20 protein-coding genes, 2 tRNA genes and 1 pseudogene are annotated in these 19,815 nt (G+C 64.1%); 9 read left to right on the top strand and 14 right to left on the bottom strand.

All coding sequences use genetic code 11. From position 1 onward, the window contains the following. Positions 1-34: 34 nt before the first annotated feature. A complete protein-coding gene (locus tag NCT32_RS09910) occupies positions 35-1,006 on the top strand; it encodes a thymidylate synthase (RefSeq protein WP_061120505.1) in 972 nt (323 codons plus the stop codon). A gap of 177 nt (positions 1,007-1,183) precedes the next feature. Here the strand turns inward: NCT32_RS09910 and NCT32_RS09905 are convergent, their stop codons facing one another. After that, positions 1,184-1,933 carry a helix-turn-helix transcriptional regulator gene (locus tag NCT32_RS09905; protein ID WP_061120506.1) on the bottom strand — a complete coding sequence of 250 codons (750 nt, stop codon included), beginning with the start codon at positions 1,931-1,933 and terminating at the stop codon, positions 1,184-1,186. 144 nt (positions 1,934-2,077) lie between these two features. On the opposite strand from NCT32_RS09905, the gene NCT32_RS09900 reads away from it, so the two are divergent. Together NCT32_RS09900 and NCT32_RS09895 are read left to right on the top strand one after the other, a co-directional pair. Further along, positions 2,078-2,218 (top strand): hypothetical protein, encoded by a 141-nt coding sequence (locus NCT32_RS09900; protein WP_250476909.1) that lies wholly within the window; start codon positions 2,078-2,080, stop codon positions 2,216-2,218. A 51-nt stretch (positions 2,219-2,269) separates the two neighbouring features. Beyond that, positions 2,270-2,791: an acyl-CoA thioesterase gene (locus NCT32_RS09895; protein WP_061120508.1), complete on the top strand. Its 522-nt coding sequence runs from the start codon at positions 2,270-2,272 to the stop codon at positions 2,789-2,791. 30 nt (positions 2,792-2,821) lie between these two features. Here NCT32_RS09895 and fumC read toward each other — a convergent pair whose 3' ends face one another. The 4 genes from fumC to NCT32_RS09875 form a co-directional block, all read right to left on the bottom strand. Then, a complete protein-coding gene (fumC, locus tag NCT32_RS09890) occupies positions 2,822-4,228 on the bottom strand; it encodes a class II fumarate hydratase (protein WP_061120509.1) in 1,407 nt (468 codons plus the stop codon). Between the two features lie 25 nt (positions 4,229-4,253). Continuing rightward, the gene (locus NCT32_RS09885) at positions 4,254-5,852 is read right to left on the bottom strand and encodes a phospholipase D family protein (protein ID WP_250490123.1); all 1,599 of its coding nucleotides are present in this window, start codon (positions 5,850-5,852) and stop codon (positions 4,254-4,256) included. A 416-nt stretch (positions 5,853-6,268) separates the two neighbouring features. Beyond that, positions 6,269-7,717: an MATE family efflux transporter gene (locus tag NCT32_RS09880; RefSeq protein WP_061120510.1), complete on the bottom strand. Its 1,449-nt coding sequence runs from the start codon at positions 7,715-7,717 to the stop codon at positions 6,269-6,271. Between the two features lie 251 nt (positions 7,718-7,968). Then, positions 7,969-8,190: an RNA-binding S4 domain-containing protein gene (locus NCT32_RS09875; RefSeq protein ID WP_061120511.1), complete on the bottom strand. Its 222-nt coding sequence runs from the start codon at positions 8,188-8,190 to the stop codon at positions 7,969-7,971. Positions 8,191-8,484: 294 nt separating this feature from the next. Between NCT32_RS09875 and NCT32_RS09870 the strand changes: the two genes are divergently transcribed. The 3 genes from NCT32_RS09870 to NCT32_RS09860 all read left to right on the top strand — a co-directional run bounded on the left by NCT32_RS09870 (position 8,485) and on the right by NCT32_RS09860 (position 11,535). After that, on the top strand, positions 8,485-8,943 hold the full coding sequence (locus NCT32_RS09870) for a hypothetical protein (protein ID WP_061120512.1): 459 nt from the start codon (positions 8,485-8,487) through the stop codon (positions 8,941-8,943). A gap of 60 nt (positions 8,944-9,003) precedes the next feature. Next, a complete protein-coding gene (locus NCT32_RS09865) occupies positions 9,004-9,261 on the top strand; it encodes a hypothetical protein (protein WP_061120513.1) in 258 nt (85 codons plus the stop codon). A 150-nt stretch (positions 9,262-9,411) separates the two neighbouring features. Next, entirely contained in the window at positions 9,412-11,535 is a 2,124-nt protein-coding gene (locus tag NCT32_RS09860; protein WP_061120514.1) for an ATP-dependent helicase, read from the top strand. A 12-nt stretch (positions 11,536-11,547) separates the two neighbouring features. On the opposite strand, the gene NCT32_RS09855 is transcribed toward NCT32_RS09860, so the two are convergent. The 6 genes from NCT32_RS09855 to NCT32_RS09830 form a co-directional block, all read right to left on the bottom strand. Then, positions 11,548-12,312, bottom strand: coding sequence for a DUF4088 family protein (locus tag NCT32_RS09855; protein WP_061120515.1), 765 nt, complete (start codon positions 12,310-12,312; stop codon positions 11,548-11,550). 177 nt (positions 12,313-12,489) lie between these two features. After that, positions 12,490-12,813 carry an AzlD domain-containing protein gene (locus NCT32_RS09850; protein ID WP_061120516.1) on the bottom strand — a complete coding sequence of 108 codons (324 nt, stop codon included), beginning with the start codon at positions 12,811-12,813 and terminating at the stop codon, positions 12,490-12,492. Further along, positions 12,810-13,499, bottom strand: a complete 690-nt coding sequence (locus NCT32_RS09845) for an AzlC family ABC transporter permease (RefSeq protein WP_250476925.1) — start codon at positions 13,497-13,499, stop codon at positions 12,810-12,812. Before NCT32_RS09845 ends, NCT32_RS09850 begins: the two co-directional genes overlap by 4 nt. 171 nt (positions 13,500-13,670) lie before the next feature. Further along, positions 13,671-14,492: an AraC family transcriptional regulator gene (locus NCT32_RS09840; RefSeq protein WP_061120518.1), complete on the bottom strand. Its 822-nt coding sequence runs from the start codon at positions 14,490-14,492 to the stop codon at positions 13,671-13,673. Between the two features lie 74 nt (positions 14,493-14,566). Beyond that, positions 14,567-15,043, bottom strand: coding sequence for a CreA family protein (locus NCT32_RS09835; RefSeq protein WP_061120560.1), 477 nt, complete (start codon positions 15,041-15,043; stop codon positions 14,567-14,569). A gap of 299 nt (positions 15,044-15,342) precedes the next feature. Next, positions 15,343-16,086 (bottom strand): FadR/GntR family transcriptional regulator, encoded by a 744-nt coding sequence (locus NCT32_RS09830; RefSeq protein ID WP_061120519.1) that lies wholly within the window; start codon positions 16,084-16,086, stop codon positions 15,343-15,345. Between the two features lie 124 nt (positions 16,087-16,210). Here NCT32_RS09830 and NCT32_RS09825 point away from each other — a divergent pair, with 124 nt between their 5' ends. The 3 genes from NCT32_RS09825 to NCT32_RS09815 are packed head-to-tail and all read left to right on the top strand — an operon-like array spanning position 16,211 to position 18,920. Then, positions 16,211-16,954, top strand: a complete 744-nt coding sequence (locus NCT32_RS09825) for a (Fe-S)-binding protein (RefSeq protein WP_061120520.1) — start codon at positions 16,211-16,213, stop codon at positions 16,952-16,954. Beyond that, a complete protein-coding gene (locus tag NCT32_RS09820) occupies positions 16,951-18,342 on the top strand; it encodes a lactate utilization protein B (RefSeq protein ID WP_061120521.1) in 1,392 nt (463 codons plus the stop codon). The genes NCT32_RS09825 and NCT32_RS09820 overlap by 4 nt, the downstream gene beginning before the upstream one ends. Continuing rightward, on the top strand, positions 18,339-18,920 hold the full coding sequence (locus NCT32_RS09815; protein WP_061120522.1) for an LUD domain-containing protein: 582 nt from the start codon (positions 18,339-18,341) through the stop codon (positions 18,918-18,920). The genes NCT32_RS09820 and NCT32_RS09815 overlap by 4 nt, the downstream gene beginning before the upstream one ends. A 4-nt stretch (positions 18,921-18,924) precedes the next feature. Here the strand turns inward: NCT32_RS09815 and NCT32_RS09810 are convergent. The 3 genes and pseudogenes from NCT32_RS09810 to NCT32_RS09800 form a co-directional block, all read right to left on the bottom strand. Further along, a pseudogene (locus tag NCT32_RS09810) lies at positions 18,925-19,423 on the bottom strand (hypothetical protein). Positions 19,424-19,553: 130 nt separating this feature from the next. Next, positions 19,554-19,629: transfer RNA gene (locus tag NCT32_RS09805), tRNA-Asn, on the bottom strand. Between the two features lie 79 nt (positions 19,630-19,708). Next, positions 19,709-19,784: transfer RNA gene (locus NCT32_RS09800), tRNA-Asn, on the bottom strand. Between the last annotated feature and the right edge of the window lie 31 nt (positions 19,785-19,815).

The raw sequence follows: 19,815 nt of genomic DNA, 5'->3' as shown, positions 1-19,815 counted from the left end.
GCGAGGGCGCGCAGCATACCCCAGGGAACATCGAATGAAACAGTATCTCGAGCTCGTCCAGACGATCCTCGATACCGGCACTTGGCAGGAAAACCGCACGGGCATCCGCACGATCAGCATTCCCGGCGCGATGCTGCGGTTCGACTTGCAGCAAGGCTTTCCCGCCGTGACGACGAAGAAGCTCGCGTTCAAATCGGCGATCGGCGAGCTGGTGGGCTTTCTGCGGGCGTCGAAGAGCGCGGCGGACTTTCGCGCGCTCGGCTGCAAGGTCTGGGACGCCAACGCGAACGACAATCCGCAATGGCTCGAGAACCCGTACCGGCAGGGCCCGGACGATCTCGGCGACGTCTACGGCGTGCAATGGCGCAAATGGCCCGCGTACAAGCTCGTCGATGCCTGCGCGGGCGACCAGATCGCCGACGCCACCAATCGCGGATTCCAGGTCGTGACGAGCTTCGTCGAAAACGGGCGCGAACAGGTGCTGTTGTACAAGGCGATCGATCAATTGCGCCAGTGTCTCGATACGATCATCGAGCGCCCGACCGACCGGCGCATTCTGTTTCACGCATGGAATCCGGCGAAGCTCGACGAGATCGCGCTGCCCGCGTGCCATCTGCTGTATCAGTTCATCCCGAACGCGGTGACGCGCGAGATTTCGCTGTGTCTTTACATCCGCAGTAACGACGTCGGACTCGGCACGCCGTTCAATCTGGCGGAAGGCGCGGCGCTGCTGCATCTCGTGGGCCGGCTGACCGGATTCAAGCCGCGCTGGTTCACGTATTTCATCGGCGATGCGCACATCTACGAGAACCAGCTCGATATGCTGCATGAGCAACTGAAGCGCGAGCCATTGCCGTCGCCGCAGTTGATCATCTCCGATCGCGTGCCGGATTACGCGGTCACGAAGCGCTACGAGCCGGAATGGCTGGAGAAGATCGAGCCGAAGGATTTCGCGCTCGAAGGGTACAAGCATCACGATCCGCTCACGGCCCCGATGGCGGTCTGAGCGGGCGCTTCAGCGCTGCATGCGAGAACGCGCGGCTTCCGTCCGCGCGTTTTTCGTTTACCGGCTGCTCATCGCCTCAACTTCGATGATGCTTGTTGCCGCCGCCGTGTTGCGGCTGCTGGGCTTGTTGAGGCTGCTGGCGAGGCTCCTGATGCGGCTGGTGCGCGTAACAAAGCTCTACCGCGTGGATAGGAACCCTTCGAAATGCCGATGTCCCGCCGGCGTCACGCGCAAGACACGGCGCCTCGCCGTGTGCTCGATCCAGCCGTGCGACTCGCACGCTTCGAGAAATGCCGCGCCGAGCGCGCCGCCGAGATGCGGCCGGCGCTCGCTCCAGTCGATGCACGTGCACGCGAACCGCCGCCGCCGCGCGCGTTGCGCCTTCAGGTCGATGCCGAGTTCGGCAAACGCCTGCGCGCCTTCCGGCGTCGCGTCGAGCGCGGCGGGGCCATGCGCCTGTTCGTGATCGTCGGAGGCGATGAGCCAGTTGCGCGCGAGCATCCGGTCGAAGATTTGCACGGCCAGTTCGCCCGCGAGATGGTCGTAGCAAGTGCGCGCGAAACGCATCTCGACCGGCACGGCGGAAGGCGGGCGTTCAGGCGCACGCTGCGGCGCGCTCGCCCGCGCGAGATTGGCGAGCGCCTCGATGGCCGCGGCGATGTCCGGCGTCGCGATGCGGTAATAGCGATGCCGCCCGCTCACTTCGAGCGCGAGCAGCCCGCCTTCGGTCAGACGCGCGAGATGCCCGCTCGCAGCCGACGGCGACAGCCCCGCGATCATCGTCAGTTCGCCGGCGGGGCGCGCGGTGCCGTCCATCAGCGACCAGAGCATCGCGGCGCGGCCGGGATCGGCGATCAGCGCACCGATGCGCGACAGTCCGGGGAAATGGCGCACGCGGGATTCGGCTTCATCGAAAGCGGAGTTCATGGCGATGTCCCTGTCGGGCGTGGTAATCGACCTATCCACTCTATAGCGGCTCCGCATCCGATGTTTCACCGCGCGCCGAAATGTCGATGCACGAAGCGCGGCGCTAGAATGACCGCTGGCATCTCAGACAGCAGGAAAACTTCCATGTCCAGATTCTTTCTCGCGAGCGTGATGGGCGTTCTCATGCTCTGTGCGGGCTGCGCGGGCGCACCGTCGTCGGCGGGCGGTGGAGGCAGCATCACGATGTACGGCACCATCGATCAGGGCATCACCGTCCACGACTGAATATTGCCGACCCTATAATCGGCATTCATTTCCGCATCAGACGGGCACCCCATGAATACGCCGACCTCAACTCCCATTCCCGCAGTCCCCAAAAGCCGCGCCGAAACCACCTTTCGCTTTCTCGCCGAGCCGACCTCGGTGAACTTTGGCGGCAAGGTGCACGGCGGCGCGCTGATGAAATGGATCGACGAAACCGCGTATGCCTGCGCCGCGATGTGGTCCGGGCGCTACGCGGTGACGGTGAGCGTCGGCAATATCCGCTTTCGGCGGCCGATTCTCGTCGGCAACCTGGTGGAGTTGCGCGCGCGCGTCGTGACGACCGGACGCACCAGCATGCACATCCACATTTCCGTGCATGCGGGCGATCCGAAGGTCGGCGAGCTCGAGCAGACGACCGATTGCCTGATGGTCTTCGTCGCCGTCGATGAAAAAGGCCAGCCGACGCCCGTGCCTTCCTTCGTGCCGGAAACGGAAGAGGAAAAGCGCCTCGCGAAATACTCGATGGACGTAAAGGATGCGCTCGACGCGATCGTCGAACTGAAGCCGGAAGAGGTTGCGGCGGGCAAGGTCTGATCCCGCCGCTTTTTCTGAAGAAGAACGCGCCTACTTGTTGCCGACCATGTCGCCCGGCTTGACCCATTCGTCGAACTGCTGCTCGGTGACGTGACCGAGCGCGAGCGCGGCGGCTTTGAGCGTCGTGCCTTCCTTGTGCGCCTTCTTCGCGATCTGCGCGGCCTTGTCGTAGCCGATATGCGGATTGAGCGCCGTCACGAGCATCAGCGATTCGTTGAGCAAACTGTCGATGCGCTTCTCGTTCGGCTCGATGCCGACGGCGCAGTTGTCGTTGAAGCTCTGCGCGCCGTCCGCGAGCAGGCGCACGGACTGCAGCACGTTATGCGCGATCATCGGCCGGAACACGTTCAGCTCGAAGTTGCCGCTCGCGCCGCCGAAGTTCACCGCGACGTCGTTGCCGAACACCTGGCAGCACAACATGGTCACGGCTTCGGATTGCGTGGGATTCACCTTGCCCGGCATGATCGAGCTGCCCGGCTCGTTCTCCGGAATCGACAGTTCGCCAAGCCCGCAGCGCGGCCCGCTCGCGAGCCAGCGGATATCGTTCGCGATCTTCATCATGCCCGCGGCGACCGTCTTCAGCGCGCCGTGCGCGGCGACGAGCGCATCGGCGGCGGCCATCACCTCGAACTTGTTCGGCGCGGTCTCGAAGGGCAGGCCAGTGAGCTTGCCGATCGCCGCCGCGACCTTCACCGCGAACTCCGGATGCGCGTTCAGTCCCGTGCCGACCGCCGTGCCGCCTTGCGCGAGCTGATACAGATGCGGCAACGTCGCCTCGACATGCCGGATGCCCTGATCGAGTTGCGCGACGTATCCTGAAAACTCCTGCCCGAGCGTGAGCGGCGTCGCGTCCTGCAGATGCGTGCGGCCGATCTTCACGATCTTGTCGAAGGCCTTCGCCTTATTGTCGAGCGTATCGCGCAGCGTCTTCAGCGACGGAATGAGATGCTTGTTGATCGCCATCGCGGCGGCGACGTGCATCGCCGTCGGAAACACGTCGTTCGACGACTGGCCGCGATTCACGTCGTCGTTGGGATGCACGAGGCGTTCTTCGCCGCGCGAGCCGCCCATGATCTCGCTCGCGCGATTGGCGATCACCTCGTTGAGGTTCATGTTGGTCTGCGTGCCCGAGCCGGTCTGCCACACGGCGAGCGGAAATTCGTCGGGATGCTTGCCGTCGATGATTTCCTCGGCGGCCTGAATGATCGCCTTCGCCTTTTTCGAATCGAGCACCTTCAGCCCTTCGTTCACCTCGGCGGCCGCGTGCTTGATGATCGCGAGCGCCGTGATCAGCTCGGGCGACTGCTTTTCCGTCGAAATCTTGAAGTTCTGCAGCGAGCGCTGCGTCTGCGCCCCCCAGAGCTTGTCGTTCGGCACCGCGATTTCGCCGAACGTGTCCTTCTCCATCCGTACGTCGCCCTTCGCATTCTGTGACATGGCCTGAGTTCCTTACGAAGTTGGATCAAAGCTGCTTGTCGACGGGCAGAAGCATGAAGAGGCCCGTCATCGCATTGCGATAAAACCCTGCCTCGGGATCGAAATTGTAGGTGACGAGACTGCCGTTCGCCTCGGTGGTCCAGACGAGGCCCGACTGCGGCGCGCCCGTGCGCCGCAGTTCCTCGGTGACCGCCGCGCTCGCCAGTTGCACCTGCCAGCTCGTCTTCGGCGAGACGCTGTTCGCGAACAGTCTCGCGGCTTCCTCCGCGACCGGCTTGCTGTGAATCACCAGCGCGAGCTCGGTATTCAGTTTGGCCGAGCGCGGGTCGAGATTCATGGAGCCGATCACGAGGATACTCCGATCGATCACATAGGCCTTCGCGTGCAGGCTCGCGCGCGACTGCGAGCCGAACAGACCGGCGCGCGGGCTGCTTTCGCCCTCGGCCTGAATCGGCTTGAATTCGTACAGCTCGACGCCGTTTTCCAACAGCGGAATGCGATACGGCGCGTAGCCCGCCTGCACGGCGACGGCGTCGGTTGCGGCGAGCGAATTGGTCAGCACCGCGACGCGCACATGGCGCTTCGTCAGATCGCCGAGCGCCTTCACGCCCGCGTCGTGCGGCACGAAGTAGGGCGAGAGAATGAGAAATTCGCTCTGCGCATCCTTCAACAGTTCGATGAGGCGCTGCATCGGCGGGCTCTTGTAGTCGTCGCTCGGATGCTCGATCTTCGATGGCGAATCGACCCGGAATTCCGTCGGCGCCCACACGAGGCCCATTTCCTCGCGCGCGATCTGCTGCGCGAGCGGCGTCGCGTTGAGGGGCTTCGCGTTCAGCGGATCGGCCTGCTGACGCCAGTGGGCGCGCAGGTCGTCGCGGGTCTTGTCGAGTTCGGCGGGATCGAACTTTTGCTTGTTCAGCACGCGCAGCGGGTAGGCGAGCGAGCTGTTCCAGTAGTCGTCGAAGCTCGCGGAGATTTCCTGCGTCACCGGACCGGCCGCGAAAACGTCGAGATCGCGGAATTGCAGCGTCGGGCTCGCGTTGAAGTATTCGTCGCCGAGATTGCGTCCGCCGACGATCGCGATCTGATTGTCCGCGATCATCGCCTTGTTATGCATGCGGCGCGTGAAGTGGCCGAGATTCGTGAAGAAATTCTGCGTGCGCTCGGAAAAGCTGCGCTGCGCGCTGCCAAACGGGTTGAACACGCGGATCTCGATCTTGTCGTGCGAATTGAGCGCCGCCATGATCCGGTCGATGTCCTTGAAGTTCAGGTCGTCGACGAGCATGCGCACCCGCACGCCGCGATCCGCCGCATGAAGCGCCGCGCCCAGCAGCAGCTTGCCCGTGTTGTCTTCCTCGGCGATGTAGTACTGCATGTCGAGCGTCTTCGTCGCCGCGCGCGCGAGCGCGATGCGGGCCTGCAGCGCGTCGGTGCCGGTCGACAGGAGGCGCACCGCGGACTGATCCGGATGCTGCCGTTCCAGCGGCGCGAGCGCGCTTGCGAGCGGCGTCGCTTCGCTCGACGCCAGCGCGTGGCTCACCGGCCGATCGAACGCCGTCGCGGGCGGGCGCGTCGCGCAGGCGGCGAGCGCCGTCGTCAACAGGACGATGGCTACAGTGCGCACTGCGGCGCGGGATCTTCGTTTCCGCGTGACGCCCCGACCGATGTTTTCGTGATGTCCGTCACGCCCCGCAACTTCCCACTTCCCCCGGCTTTCCGACACTTCGATTCCTCGTTTTTGGTTTGTCGCGACTCCGCACGACTCGACACATTCGGCGGACGGCACGATGAAGCAAGGCGCGTTCTTGCGCCGCGCGTCTCGAAATTATTTTATGGGAAACCGGAAAAAGGTCGGACGGAATGCCCGCGAGTGAGGGATAGAGGACGCTGAAGACAAAAAAAAGCCCGCTGGCTGAAAGCGGGCTGACAACCCCTGTCACAGATGTCTCAAGGAGGAGACGGGTTCATCGTAGCAATGCACGCCGCGCGGCCCAACCAAGCATTCGTGCTATGCAAATCGGCGCGCGCGTCGTGTGCTTATCAGACGTGCCCGTGCGGCGCGGCGCTCGCGGCATCGGTGTCGTCCGGCCCGGGCGCGATGCCCGTCTCGATGAAGCGCCGGCTGATGCGATGAAACCGCAGCGTCATCAATGCGGCGACGCTCGCGAGCCCGGCGGCGAGTCCCCACCACAGGCCCTTTGCGCCCAGTTCGAAGTGGAAGGCGAGCACATAGCCGGTCGGGAAACCGACGCCCCAGTAGCCGAACGCGGCAGCGAGCATCGGGATGCGCGTGTCCTTCAATCCGCGCAGGCAGCCGGAGCCGACCGTCTGCATGCCGTCGACGATCTGAAACACGGCCGCGACGCCGAGCAGCGACGCCGCGAGCGCGACGGTATGCGCGTTGGCGGGATCGTCGAGATGCAGATACAGGCCGACGATCGCGCGCGGCACGGTGATGAGCACGAGTCCCGAGCACATCATGAAGCCGACGCCGAGCGCGAGCGCGACGAAGCCCGCGTGCCGCGCCGCCACCGGCACGCCCGCGCCGACCCAGTAACCGACGCGCACGTTCGCCGCCTGGCCGATCGCGAGCGGCACCATGAACGCCACCGACGCGACGTTGAGCGCGATCTGATGCGCGGCGAGCGGCGCCTCGCCAAGGAGGCCGACCATCATGCCGGTGGCGAGAAAGAGCGTCGATTCGACGCCGTAGGTGATCGCGACGGGCCAGCCGAGGCCGAAGAGTTCGCCCATCAGCGGCAGGCGCGGGCGCGCGCGCACGACGAAGTGTCTGTAGCGCGGCCGCAGATGCAGCACCGCGACGAGCGCGATCGCGATGCCCCAGACGGTGATCGCGGTCGCTGCGGCCGAACCGAGAAAGCCTTCGCGCGGCAGGCCGTACGCGCCGTGAATCAGCCCGTAGTTGAGAAAGCCGTTGACGAAAACTCCGCCGATGGAAATCCACAGGAGCCGGCGCGCCGCGCCGATCGCGGGCAGAAACGCGCGCATCATCCCGACGCCGATGAGACTGCCAGGCGTCCCCCAGCGCAGCACCGCGCAATATTCACCGACGTTCTTCGCGAGCGTCGCCGGTTCGTGGAATGCAAGCAGGATCGGCTCGGCGTAGCTCAGCAGCACGAACGCTGGCACGGCGAGCAGGACGGAAAGCATGAGCCCCGTCCAGTAGATGCCGGGCACCCGATCGTCGGCATTCGCGCCGCGTGCATGCGCGACCGATACGGAAACCGACGTCAGCACGCCCTGCAGCAGCGTCACGACGACGAAAAAGAGATTCGCACCGAGACCGCCGGCGGCGAGCGCGTCGGGGCCAAGCGAGCCGAGCAGGATGGTGTCGGTGACGCCCATCGCCATCTGCGCGAGCTGGGCGATGGCGAGCGGCGCGGCGAGACGCGCCGTGTCGACGGCGTGCCGCGAGAGGCTCGGCGGTCCTTGATGCGCGCGCGCGGCGGGCGTGACTTGCGGTTGCATGGCTGATCGGATGGAAACAAAGGCGGCGCATCAGTCAATGCACTGAGCGTCGCGGACTGGAATGCGGAAGGGCAACAAGCGGAGCGCACTGCGAAACGTGCGCTGACGGGAAAACCGACGCTACAGACCCGGCGCTGAAACCAGAACGAAAGACGACTAGCTTATTGCCTCGCGTGCGGCCTGTCGATGACGTGATCGCTTATGAGCCGGATTTCTCAAGCGCGTGGCGCGTGCGCGCAAGCGGCGCGGTGCTACTCGGGCGCGCGCACGTGGATCGTCTGGCCGTCGAGCTTCACCTTCTGGCCCGCGCGGATCTTGCAGGTCTTGCGCAGCTCCACTTTGCCGTCGACGGTGACATCGCCCATCGCGACGCGCGCCTTCGCCGAGCCGCCGCTATCCGCGAGGCCCATCAGCTTGAGCAGATTGTGGAGTTCGACGTACTCGCTCGTGAGGGTGAATTGGAGTGGCGGCATGGGACGGGTGAAGCGGAAAAGGCCTCCATGATAAACCACGAACATGCGTGCGCCGGGCATGCGCCGTGCTGTGCCATCGCGGGACCGGTAATCGGAACGCAAGTGAACAGGTTGGCAAATGTAGCCAGATGAAACCGTCGGTAACAATGACTGGTTTTCGCGAACTTGCCCGATCGTCGCCCGGTCCGACCGGTTGATCGATGCAGCTTCGGTCATCTTTCCAATCGACAAAAGTCGCGCGGTTCGCTCGCCATGATCAGAGCCGCCGACGCCAACTAAAGAGAGGACTAGCTCATGACTCGCGCACGAATCCTTTTGATCGGCTCCGCCATCGCCACGCTCGCCGCTTCGGGCGCTTATGCTCAGACCGCGCCCCAAGCCGCCCCGATGCAGCCTCAGACCGTGCAGCCGATGCAGGCTGCGCCCACGCAGGCGCCCGGCCAGATCGGTAATGCGATGCCCGCACAGGCCCAGCAGCCGATGACGCCGCCGCAGCAGAACATCGTCGCGCCGGCGCCGACCGATCCGCTGGTCCAGCGCCGCACCGCGAACGCGCAGGCGAACGCCGAGTATCGCGCGTCGAAGAAGGCGTCGAAGGCCGAGTTGAAGGCGCAGAACCAGCAGGCGAAGGCGCAGTACAAGGAAGAAGTGCAGAACGCGAAGATCAATCGCAAGGCGGACAAGGACGCCGCGAAGGCGGAACTGAACGCGACGGAGCCGGGCACGCCGAAGGACACGGGCCTGCAGCACTGAGCGTGACGCGCCGCGAGTCCGCGCGGTGCGGCTCGCGGCATCTACAAAAGGGAGGACATCATGAATCGAAAAATCAATGCGCTACTGGCGGCGCTGATTGCCGGAACGTTCGCGAGCGTGAGTGCGGCATCGTTCGCGCAGACGACGTCCGACGCACCGACCGCCGCCGATCAAAAGGCCGCGAAGGAACAGACGAAGGCCGACAAGAAGGCGGCCGTCGCACAAGCCAAGGCCGACAAGAAGAAGACGGAGGCGCAGTCCGACGCCAACGAAGCCGCCGCCGACGCGAAGCTGAAGAACGCGAAGAAGGCGGAGTAGTACGCGCTTTCCGTACCAATGCGAGCCCGGTTCCCCGCGAACCGGGCTCGCTGCTTTTTGGGGCCGAAACTCCAGTCGAGCCAAAGGCTTGCGTGCGCGGGTTGTATGGATATACAGTGTGCGTCACTCATTTCCGCCGCCTTCTTCCACGTGCTCACGCTTCCCGACACCGCCGACGCCGCTTCCGATTCCACCGCGAAACAGGTCGCCGACTATCTCGCGAAGCTCAACGAGGCGCAGCGCGAAGCTGTCGAATTCGGCGTCGACGAACCGGGGCGCGCGGGCGGGCCGCTGCTCGTGATCGCCGGCGCGGGCTCGGGCAAGACCAACACGCTCGCGCATCGCGTCGCGCATCTGCTGGTGAAGGGCGCCGATCCGCATCGCATTCTGCTGCTCACATTTTCGCGCCGCGCGGCGCTCGAAATGACGCGGCGCGTCTCGCGCATCGCGATCAACGCGCTCGGCAAGAAAAGCGCCATCGCGCAGGGGCTGACGTGGTCGGGCACGTTTCACAGCGTCGGCGCGCGGCTGTTGCGCGATTACGCCGATCTCGTCGGACTCGCGCCGTCTTTTACGATCAACGATCGCGAAGACTCCGCCGATCTCATGAATCTGGTGCGGCACGAGCTTGGCTTGTCGTCGAAGGAGAAGCGCTTTCCCGCGAAATCGACCTGCTTCGCGATCTACTCGCGCGTCGTGAACACGGGCGCGTCGCTCAGCCACGTGCTCGATCAGTCGTATCCGTGGTGCCGTGAGTGGGAAGCCGATCTGAAGCGTCTGTTCGCGGCCTACGTCAGCGCGAAACAGGCGCAAAGCGTGCTCGATTACGACGACCTCCTGCTGTACTGGTCGCATCTCGCGGCCGAGCCATCGGTGGCGGCGGATCTCGCGAGCCGTTTCGATCACGTGCTCGTCGACGAATATCAGGACACCAACCGCCTGCAGGCGTCCATCCTGCTCGCGATGAAGCCGGACGGGCGCGGCCTGACCGTCGTCGGCGACGACGCGCAATCCATCTATTCGTTTCGCGGCGCGACCGTGCGCAACATCCTCGATTTTCCGGGCCATTTCGATCCGCCCGCCGCGACCGTCACGCTCGATCGCAACTATCGCTCGACGCTGCCGATTCTCGAGGCATCGAATGCGGTGATCGGGCTCGCGTCGGAGCGCTATACGAAGAACCTGTGGACCGACAAGGCCTCGGCGCAGAAGCCGCGCGTCGTCTCCGTCGCCGATGAAGCCGACCAGGCGCGCTATGTCGTCGAGAAAGTGCTCGAGGCGCGCGAGGCGGGCATGAAGCTCAAGGCGCAAGCCGTGCTGTTCCGCGCCGCGCATCACAGTGCGACGCTCGAAATCGAACTCACGCGGCGGAACATTCCCTTCGTGAAGTTCGGCGGACTCAAGTTTCTCGATTCGGTCCACGTGAAGGATGTGCTGGCGGTGCTGCGCTGGGCGGAGAATCCGCGCGACCGCGTCGCGGGCTTTCGGGTCGCGCAGTTGCTGCCGGGCATCGGTCCGGCGATCGCGGGGCGCTTGCTCGACAGCGTTGCGCAAGACGAGGCGCCGGGTGCGATCGCCAGGTTTCAGGCGCCCGCACGCGCCAGCGAAGACTGGCCGCGCTTCGTCGGGCTGATGGCAAAGCTCTGCGGCCGCGAATCCGGCTGGCCGGCGGAGTTCGAAATGATCCGCCGCTGGTATGAGCCGCATCTGGAGCGCAATCACGAGGACGCTGCGATCCGCATCGGCGACGTGCTGCAGATGGAAAGCATCGCGTCGACGTATCCCACGCGCGAGCGCTTTCTCACCGAGCTCACGCTCGATCCGCCCGACGCGACGAGCGACGAATCCGGCGTGCCGATGCTCGACGAAGACTATCTGATTCTCTCGACCATCCACTCGGCGAAGGGCCAGGAATGGCGCAACGTGTTCGTGCTGAACGGCGTGGACGGCTGCATTCCGTCCGATCTGGGCACGGGCAGCGAAGAGGAAATCGACGAGGAGCGGCGCCTGCTCTACGTGGCGATGACACGTGCGAAGGAAGATTTGCACATCATCACGCCGCAGCGGTTCTACGTGCACAACCAGACGCATCTGGGCGACAGGCACGTCTGGGCGCAGCGCACGCGCTTCATCCCGCCGCATCTGATGCAGAACTTCGAAGCGGCCGCGTGGCCGCCGGTGATCGCACCCGCCGCGCCGACGGCGGCGGGGCTGGCGGCCGCCGCGAAGGCGAGAATCGATATCGCGGCGCGCCTGAAGGGAATGTGGGAGTAGGGCGAAGCGCGTTCAGCGCGGCGCGCGCGAGGTTCGCGGCGCGCGTGGCGATGGCGCGAAGATGCTGCGCAGCCAGGCGGCGAAGCGCGTGAAGCCGTCGTAAGGCTCTTCGATGAACAGCTCGGGCCGCAGCGAGCGCAGGTACTCCAGCACCTGCTGCGCTTCCTGCTTCTGAATCGACCCATAGAAAATGCCGAGCCGCAGCAGGCAGCGCAGTTCGCCGAGCTTCTCGCGCGCGGTCGAGCCGATGCTCGTCTCCACGGCAATTTTCGTTTCGTACACGCGCTGGCGCAGCGAATCGGCAAGACGGAAGGCGGGCGTCTGCATTTTTTCCTCGACTTCGCGAATGTCCGCCGCCGCCGATTTGATCTGTGCCGCGAGCATGTCCACCTGCGACACGTCGCCCTTCGCCTCGGTGACGATCGCCGTCGCCCATTCACGCGACGCCTTGATGAGATCCTCGGCGGTCCAGTCGGCGCGGATCGCGAACGCGAAGCCGTGCTCGGCCGCCTGACGGATCAGGATTTCGACGACATCGGGAAACTCCTTGTCGAGCGCGCGCTTGGCCCACGCGTACTGGCCGTGCGTGAGCATGCGCTGCACCGCCTGCTCGGTGAGCGGGGTGTCGTTGTCGAGCAGCTTTGCGCGCAGGAAGTCCTCGAACGTCGGCGTGACGAATTGCGGATCCAGCTTCAGCGACAGACGCGTGAACGCTTCGAAATCGCGATGCAGCGAAGCGATCGTCTCGTCGCGAAACGAAAGGGTGATTTGACGCATGTTGGTTCCCGGTTCCGCTTCCGATTGATTCGGAGGCGGGCAGTGCCTTCGGCTCCGCCTCTCGGGGCGGAGTCCATTCGTTTCTGATATCGGCGCGCTTTCCGGGAACTTGAGGATTTTTCGAGGCTTTTTGAAAGCCGTTTAGCGGCTGATTGACGGTTGAGCGGCGGAAAACATTTAGCGCAGCACGGCGAACTGCCAGACGAAGAACACCGCCAGCGACACGGCAATCGTTAAAAGCGGCCGTTTGGTGAGCGCGCAGACGATGACCGCCACGATCGCCGCCACGAGCTGCGGATTACGCCAGGTGATCTCGGCCTCGTTGCCGTGCGGCGAGACGGTCATCGGCACGATGATCGCCGTGAGCACCGTCACCGGCACGTACGAAAGCGCGGTGCGCACGATCGGCGGAAACGGCAGGCGCTCGCCCAGCACGAACACGGCGGCGCGGATCGTGTACGTGACCAGCGCCATGCCGAGGATCAACGTGATGTAGTTCATTGCGTGCGCTCCTTGGCGTTCTTCAGGCGATGCTTCGCGTGCGGCCGGTTTTCCATCAGCGTGAGCACCATGCCGACCGCGACGCCCACGAACACCGCCGCGAGCAGCCCGAGCTTGTATGGCCAGCCCTGCCACGCGAACGACAACACGCCCGATGCGAGCGCCGCCGCGACGAAACGCACGGCGACCAGTTGCGGCACGATGATCGCGATGAACGTCGCGACCATCGCGAAGTCGAGGCCGAGCGATTTCAGACCGGGAAACGCCGCGCCGAACACCAGGCCGACGAGTGTCCACAACTGCCAGTTCAGATACATCGAGACGCCGGAGCCGAAGAAGTAATGCGGGCCGGTTTCGCCCGGCGCGCGCTTCTGATAGTGCGCGTAGGCGACGGCGAAGACTTCGTCGGTCAGGAAGCCCGCGAGCGCCCAGCGCCAGCGCCGCGGAAGATGCGCGACATACGGCGCGAGTGTCGCCGAATAGAGGACGTGACGCAGATTGACGACGAGCGTCGTCGCCCAGACGACGGCGAAGCTCGCGTGAGACGCGATCAGGCCGACCGCGATGAACTGCGCGGACCCCGCGAACACCGCGAGCGACATCAACTGGCCATGCCAGAGCGTGAGCGGACTTGCGGTGACGAGCGTGCCGAAGATCACGCCGAAGGGCGCGGCGCCGATCATCATCGGAATGGTGTCGCGCGCGCCGGCCGCGAATTCGCGCAGCGCATGGCCGGACGTTTGTGTGGAACGTTGAGCGGGTGTTGCTTTCAAGATTTCCTCCTATGGAAGCGAGGATACGCAAGACGCCGCTCGACATGCTTGTACGTTCTTGCGCTTTCCTGGCTGGCCGGAAGCTCAGCGCCAGCGGCCGGGCGGCACGCCGAACGTGCGCTTGAAATGGCGCGTGAAATGACTCTGGTCGGTGAAGCCGCTCGCCGCTGCGACGTCGGTCACGGAGGCGCCCGCGCGCAACGCCGGCAACGCCCGCACGATACGCAACTGGTTGCGCCATGCGTGCGGCGCAAGACCGGTTTCGCGCGTGAAGAGACGCGCCGCGTGAAAGGTCGAGAGGCCGACCGTCTGCGCGAGTTCGGCGAGCGTGACCGGTTCGAGCAGATCGTCGGCGAGGCGGGATTTCATCGTCGTGACGCGATGCGCGTCGGCGGCGGGCGGCGCGATGCCCGGGCGCTCGCGGGCGTGGCGGCCGAGCAGCGTCGTCACGGCATCGACGAGCGCGAGTTCCGCGGCGAGCGGATCCGCGCCGGTTTCCAGCAGGCGATGCGCGACGACCAGGCGCCGCGCGAGATCGGGATCGCGGATGATGTCGTCGGAGAACCAGGGCGCCGATTCATGCCGCCCGGACATAGCCCGCGCGAGGCCTTCGACGAACGGCACCGGCAGATAGAACACGCGATAGCGCCACCCCGCATCGACGGCCCGCGCGCCGGTATGCACTTCGCCGGGATTGATCACCGGCACCGAGCCGGCTTCGGCGACGTGATGCGTGCCGCGATAGTCGTAGCATTCCGCGCCGGCTTCGATGACGGGCACCGTGTAGGCGTCGTGCCAGTGCGGCGAGAATTCGTGATCGTAGTATTCGGCGGTCACCATGTCCGCGTCCGGCACGAGCGGAGATCGCCAGTAGCGTGCGGCATTGCGGAAATGGTCGGCGTTCATCGTTCGGGATTGCTGGGGCAGGCGGAATCGCTCAGTTTACAACCTTGCTTTCCGCCCGGCCGGACAGTTGCGCATCACTTCACCGGTATGGTCGTGCCCTCGGGCACCGGTACGGCCGTCACGCTGTTCTTCGGGCTGCCGGTCGCGATGCGGTCGCTATATGTCAGATAGACGAGCGTGTTGCGCTTCGCGTCGACGATGCGCACCACGTGCAGCGTCTTGAAGATGAAGGACATGCCGGCCGAGAAGACATCGGTTTTCAGCTTGAGCGGCTGGGCGAACCTGATCGGCCCGACCTGGCGGCAGGCGATCGATGCTTCGGTCGGATCTTCCGCGATGCCGAGCGTGCCCTTCACGCCGCCCGTGCGGGCGCGGGACACATAACAGGTCACGCCCTGAACGAGCGGATCGTCATAAGCCTCGACGCTCACGCGGTCCGAGCCGGTGAAACGGAAATTGGTGTTGACGCTCGCGATTTCCTCCGCGTGCGCGAGGCCCGCGCCGCAGAGAGTGGCGAGCGCTGCGGCGAGCGCAACGACGGAGCGTTTCATCGTCATCCTTCGGAAAAGAGAAAGGGCGTCGTATTGTATCGACGCCCTTGGCTCTTCAATGCATCTCGCGCTTGCATGCGGTCAATGAAAGATCAGATACAGGATCACCAGCACCACGACCGGTACGCCGAGCAACCATCCGAGTAGGTAAGGCATGTCGTTCTCCTTCGCATGTCGTTAATGACGATTCCAGTATCGCGAGGAAGGCCGGCGCACGTTAGCGGTGCATGTCCGATATACGTGTAGGTGCTGTCCTATCAGGACTTTCTCGATGCTTACAGATTCGTAAGGCGATTCGCTCAGGCGACGTGATTGCGCTTCGCCGCGAAGCCCGCGTAAAGCGTGCGCACGTAATCGAGATGCGCGCCCGCGCACTCGCGCGCCCGCGCCGGATCGCGCGCGACGATCGCATCGAAAATCGCGCGATGCTGCGTCATCAGGTTCGCTTCGACTTCGTCGTCGTAATCGACGAGGCGGTGCGAGGTCAGCATCGATTCGCGGACCAGTTCGTTGAGACCGTGCATCACGTGCGTCAGCGCCACGTTGTGCGTCGCATCGGCGATTGCGAGATGGAAGGCGGCGTCCTTTTCCGCGATGCGCGTGCTTTTGTCGGCGACGGCGGTCTGAAGCGCGTCGAACGCGGCAGCGATGCGCGCGATATCAGCGTCGGTGGCGCGCTCGGCGGCATAAGCGGTGGACAGCGTTTCGAGGCCGTGGCGCAGTTCCAGCACGTCGGCGCTCGCGTTCGGTTGCTGCTCGAGCAGCGCCGCGAGCGGATGCGACACGAGGGGCGCCGTCACGTCAGACACGACGAAACCGCCGCGTCCCGCCGCGCGAATGAAGCCGTCCGATTCCAGCCGGATCAGCGCCTCGCGCAGCGACGGTCGTGAGACGTTCAACTGCTCCGCCAGATCGCGCTCCGCGGGCAGGCGCTGGCCGGGCAAGAGCGTGCCGTTCGAGATCAGTTCGCGAATCTGGCCGGACACGACATCGGAGAGGCGCACACGGGCGTACGAATGCGCATGGACGGGCTGAAAACTCATCGTTGGATGTTTATGCCGGATGAAAGCTGGAGGAAGTCCGAGTTTGACACGAAAGAGGCATCTCATTAAAGTCTTGGTCAGACCAAGCTTACCAAAACGATTGTCCAACCCACGATCGGACCTCATGAAAGTTGCCCTGTTCGTCCCCTGTTTCATCGACGCGTTCTACCCGCAAGTCGGCATCGCCACGCTGGAACTGCTCGAGCGGCTCGGCGTGGACGTCGACTATCCGCCGGATCAGACGTGCTGCGGTCAGCCGATGGCCAATAGCGGCGCACACAAGGACGCCGCGGGCGCCGAGCGCGTCTTCGCGCGCAATTTCGCCGACTACGACTATGTGGTCGGGCCGTCGGCGAGCTGCGTGCATCATGTCCGCGAACATTTCACCGCGATCGAGCAGACGAGCGCGGTCGAAAAGGTTCGTCGCAACACGTACGAGCTCGTCGAATTCCTGCATGACGTGCTGAAGGTGCGCGAGTTTCCGTGGGCCGAGTTTCCGCACAAGGTCGGGCTGCACAACAGTTGCAGCGCGGTGCGGCATCTGCGTGAGACATCGAACTCGGAAGTCGCGGGCGCGCCGTTTTCGAAGCCGCGCGCGCTGCTCGAAGGCGTGAAAGGCATCGAGTTCGTCACGCTCGCGCGTCCCGATGAATGCTGCGGGTTCGGCGGCACGTTCTCGGTCACCGAAGAGGCCGTGTCCGTGCGCATGGGTCAGGACAAGGTGCGCGATCACATCGGGGCGGGCGCGGAGTACATCGTTTCGGGCGACATGTCGTGTCTCATGCATCAGCAAGGCTGCGCGGAGCGCATGAAAGCCGATGCCAAATTCATTCATATCGCGCAGGTTCTGAACGGAGTCCGCGCATGAGCAAAACCGTTCGCATCGATCACGCGAAGGCGGCGGGCGCGTTCCTGCAAAAGCCGGATCACGTCGCGTTCCACGACAAGCGTCTGTGGGATTTGCGCAGCAAGCGCGACGCGCAGGCGCACGGCATCCCCGAATGGGAGACGATGCGCGATCTCGCGTCGCAGATCAAAGAGCACACGCTTTCCAATCTCGCCGATTACATCGCGCAGTTCGTCGATCAGGCCGGGAAGAACGGCGTCGTCGTGCATTTCGCGGCCGATGCGCAGGAGCACAACGAACTCGTCCACAAGCTGATGAGCGAGCGCGGCATGACCTCGCTCGTCAAGAGCAAGTCGATGCTCACCGACGAGTGCTACATGCGCGACTATCTCGAGCCGCGCGGCATCACGGTAATGGAAACCGATCTCGGCGAGCGTATCCAGCAGCTCGATCATCAGGACCCGAGCCATATGGTCGTGCCGGCGGTGCACAAGCTGCGCGCGGATGTGGCCGAGCTATTCGGCAAGACCATCGGCACCGATCCGAAGAACAGCGACATTCACTATCTCGCCGAAAGCCAGCGCATGAACACGCGGCCGTACTTCGTGCGCGAGAAGACGGCGGGCATGACCGGCTGCAACTTCGCGGTGGCGGAAACGGGCACCGTCGTCGTGTGCACGAACGAAGGCAACGCGGATTTGTCGGCGAACGTGCCGCCGCTGCATATCGCGTCGATCGGCATCGAGAAGATCATTCCGACGATCGCCGATCTCGGCGTGTTCGTGCGCATGCTGTCGCGCAGCGCGCTGGGTTCGCCGATCACCCAATACACGTCGCACTTTCGAGAGCCTCGTCCGGGCACGGAGATGCACTTCATCCTCGTCGACAACGGCCGCTCCGAGCGGCTCGCGATGGACGATTTCTGGTATTCGCTCAAATGCATCCGCTGCGGCGCGTGCATGAATACGTGTCCGGTGTATCGGCGCAGCGGCGGGCTTTCTTATGGCGGAACGTACTCCGGGCCGATTGGCGCGATCATCAATCCGACTCACGATCTGAAGCGCTATAGCGCCCTCCCGTTCGCCTCGACGATGAACGGCAGTTGCACCAACGTCTGCCCGGTGAAGGTCAACATTCACGAGCAGATCTACAAGTGGCGCGAGGTGATCGCGGAGAAACACGAAGTGCCGTTCGTTAAGCAGGAAGTCCTGAAGATGGCGGGGCGCCTGCTCGCGAGTCCGACGCTCTATCGCGCGACGGTCGCATCGCTCGGCGGCGCGCTGAAGCGCCTGCCCAACTTCGTGCTCTACAACCCGCTCAACATCTGGGGACGTCAGCGCGATCTGCCCGAAGCGCCCGCCGAGACTTTTCATGAGTGGTACAAGAAGAACCGGAAGCTCGAAAAATGACGACTCGCGAAGCTTTTTTGTCGAAGATCCGCGCGGCGCAGCCTGCATCACGTCCGCGTCCCGATGTGCCGATTTTTCCGGCACCCGAAGGCGATCTCAAGGCGCGTTTCACGGCGGCGCTGACCGCGATGGGCGGCACGTGCGTCGACGCCGCCGAGTTGGGCGATGTGACTGCGCTGATCGCGTCTCGCTTTCCGAATGCGAAGGTGATCGCGTCGGCGGTGCCGGGCATCGACGGCACGCGACCGCTGTCGCCCGATACGCTGCCCGCGTCGCTCCAGGATGTCGATGTGGGCGTCGTGAGAGGGCGCTTCGGCGTCGCCGAAACAGGCTCGGTGTGGTTCAGCGAGCAAGAGTATGTCGTGAACTCGATCGGCTATCTTTCGCAGCATCTCGTCGTGCTGCTCGATCCCGCGCTGCTCGTCGAAGGCTTGCAGCAGGTGTATCGACGGCCCGATTTCAAATCGGCGCGCTATGCGGTGCTCGTCACGGGACCGTCGGCGACGGCGGATATCGAAGGCGTGCTGATTCGCGGCGCACAAGGCGTGCGCTCGCTGACCGTCGTGTGGCTTGCATGAAGCGTCAGCGCTTCCAGAAGATCGCGACGGCGATCCCGCCGAAGGCCAGCCATTTCACGAGGTAATAGACGGTCCGGTTCCACGCTTTCAATCGCTTGGCCGACGAGCCGGATCGAATACAAATACTTGAACGCGCGGTTCAATCCGCCGGTGCGGTCGCTGACCCCGCTTCAAATAGCAGCGCCGCCAGCCGCGCCGGAAAAGTGAATTGAAGCCAATATCGTTGTATTTGGCGGCCGCCTGGATCTTGTTCGCGTCGAGCAGTGCGATGGCCTCGGCGCGTATCGCTTTCCAATGCGCCCTGATCGGGCGAGTTCGGGAAAGAACGTGGATTGCAGGTAGTGCGACGACGGCACGCGCCAGAACAGATGGATGAAGCCGTTTAGCGCCGACATAAACGTCGAATGATCTGAAAGCTGTCGGAAGAACCCGTGCCGGATCTTGCCGCGCCCGTGTATGTAAGCCGCACAAGCAATAAAGATCGCCAACACCAGCCAGCGCATTTATTGCTCCTTCGCGCACAAACGGCTACACAAATCCGGCCTGGACGGCAGGCTGGCGTTGGGCGCGCGAAAGGCGGGGCCAAAAAGCAAAAAGCCCAGTTGCGTGACTGGGCTTTTTGGCTGAAGCGCTTGGCTCCCCGACCTGGGCTCGAACCAGGGACCTACGGATTAACAGTCCGGCGCTCTACCGACTGAGCTATCGGGGAACAACTTAAACATGTGCAACTGAGATAAAAAACCCAGCCGATTGACTGGGTTTTTTTGAAACCGACTTGCTGGAGTATTTGGCTCCCCGACCTGGGCTCGAACCAGGGACCTACGGATTAACAGTCCGGCGCTCTACCGACTGAGCTATCGGGGAACATCTACAGCAGAGAAGCGAAAGTATAGGG

This window comes from Caballeronia sp. INML2, from assembly GCF_023631365.1.
Classification (GTDB): Bacteria; Pseudomonadota; Gammaproteobacteria; order Burkholderiales; family Burkholderiaceae; genus Caballeronia; species Caballeronia turbans.
The sequence above is the reverse complement of the archived record's forward strand: the minus strand, read 5'-3'. Positions and strand labels throughout refer to the sequence as shown.

Bases quoted from the DNA above. Each gene is read 5' to 3' on its own strand.
- NCT32_RS09910 (WP_061120505.1), top strand. From the start codon at position 35: ATGAAACAGTATCTCGAGCTCGTCCAGACGATCCTCGATACCGGCACT.
- NCT32_RS09905 (WP_061120506.1), bottom strand. From the start codon at position 1,933: ATGAACTCCGCTTTCGATGAAGCCGAATCCCGCGTGCGCCATTTCCCC.
- NCT32_RS09900 (WP_250476909.1), top strand. From the start codon at position 2,078: ATGTCCAGATTCTTTCTCGCGAGCGTGATGGGCGTTCTCATGCTCTGT.
- NCT32_RS09895 (WP_061120508.1), top strand. From the start codon at position 2,270: ATGAATACGCCGACCTCAACTCCCATTCCCGCAGTCCCCAAAAGCCGC.
- fumC (WP_061120509.1), bottom strand. From the start codon at position 4,228: ATGTCACAGAATGCGAAGGGCGACGTACGGATGGAGAAGGACACGTTC.
- NCT32_RS09880 (WP_061120510.1), bottom strand. From the start codon at position 7,717: ATGCAACCGCAAGTCACGCCCGCCGCGCGCGCGCATCAAGGACCGCCG.
- NCT32_RS09875 (WP_061120511.1), bottom strand. From the start codon at position 8,190: ATGCCGCCACTCCAATTCACCCTCACGAGCGAGTACGTCGAACTCCAC.
- NCT32_RS09870 (WP_061120512.1), top strand. From the start codon at position 8,485: ATGACTCGCGCACGAATCCTTTTGATCGGCTCCGCCATCGCCACGCTC.
- NCT32_RS09865 (WP_061120513.1), top strand. From the start codon at position 9,004: ATGAATCGAAAAATCAATGCGCTACTGGCGGCGCTGATTGCCGGAACG.
- NCT32_RS09855 (WP_061120515.1), bottom strand. From the start codon at position 12,312: ATGCGTCAAATCACCCTTTCGTTTCGCGACGAGACGATCGCTTCGCTG.
- NCT32_RS09850 (WP_061120516.1), bottom strand. From the start codon at position 12,813: ATGAACTACATCACGTTGATCCTCGGCATGGCGCTGGTCACGTACACG.
- NCT32_RS09845 (WP_250476925.1), bottom strand. From the start codon at position 13,499: ATGATGATCGGCGCCGCGCCCTTCGGCGTGATCTTCGGCACGCTCGTC.
- NCT32_RS09840 (WP_061120518.1), bottom strand. From the start codon at position 14,492: ATGAACGCCGACCATTTCCGCAATGCCGCACGCTACTGGCGATCTCCG.
- NCT32_RS09835 (WP_061120560.1), bottom strand. From the start codon at position 15,043: ATGAAACGCTCCGTCGTTGCGCTCGCCGCAGCGCTCGCCACTCTCTGC.
- NCT32_RS09830 (WP_061120519.1), bottom strand. From the start codon at position 16,086: ATGAGTTTTCAGCCCGTCCATGCGCATTCGTACGCCCGTGTGCGCCTC.
- NCT32_RS09825 (WP_061120520.1), top strand. From the start codon at position 16,211: ATGAAAGTTGCCCTGTTCGTCCCCTGTTTCATCGACGCGTTCTACCCG.
- NCT32_RS09820 (WP_061120521.1), top strand. From the start codon at position 16,951: ATGAGCAAAACCGTTCGCATCGATCACGCGAAGGCGGCGGGCGCGTTC.
- NCT32_RS09815 (WP_061120522.1), top strand. From the start codon at position 18,339: ATGACGACTCGCGAAGCTTTTTTGTCGAAGATCCGCGCGGCGCAGCCT.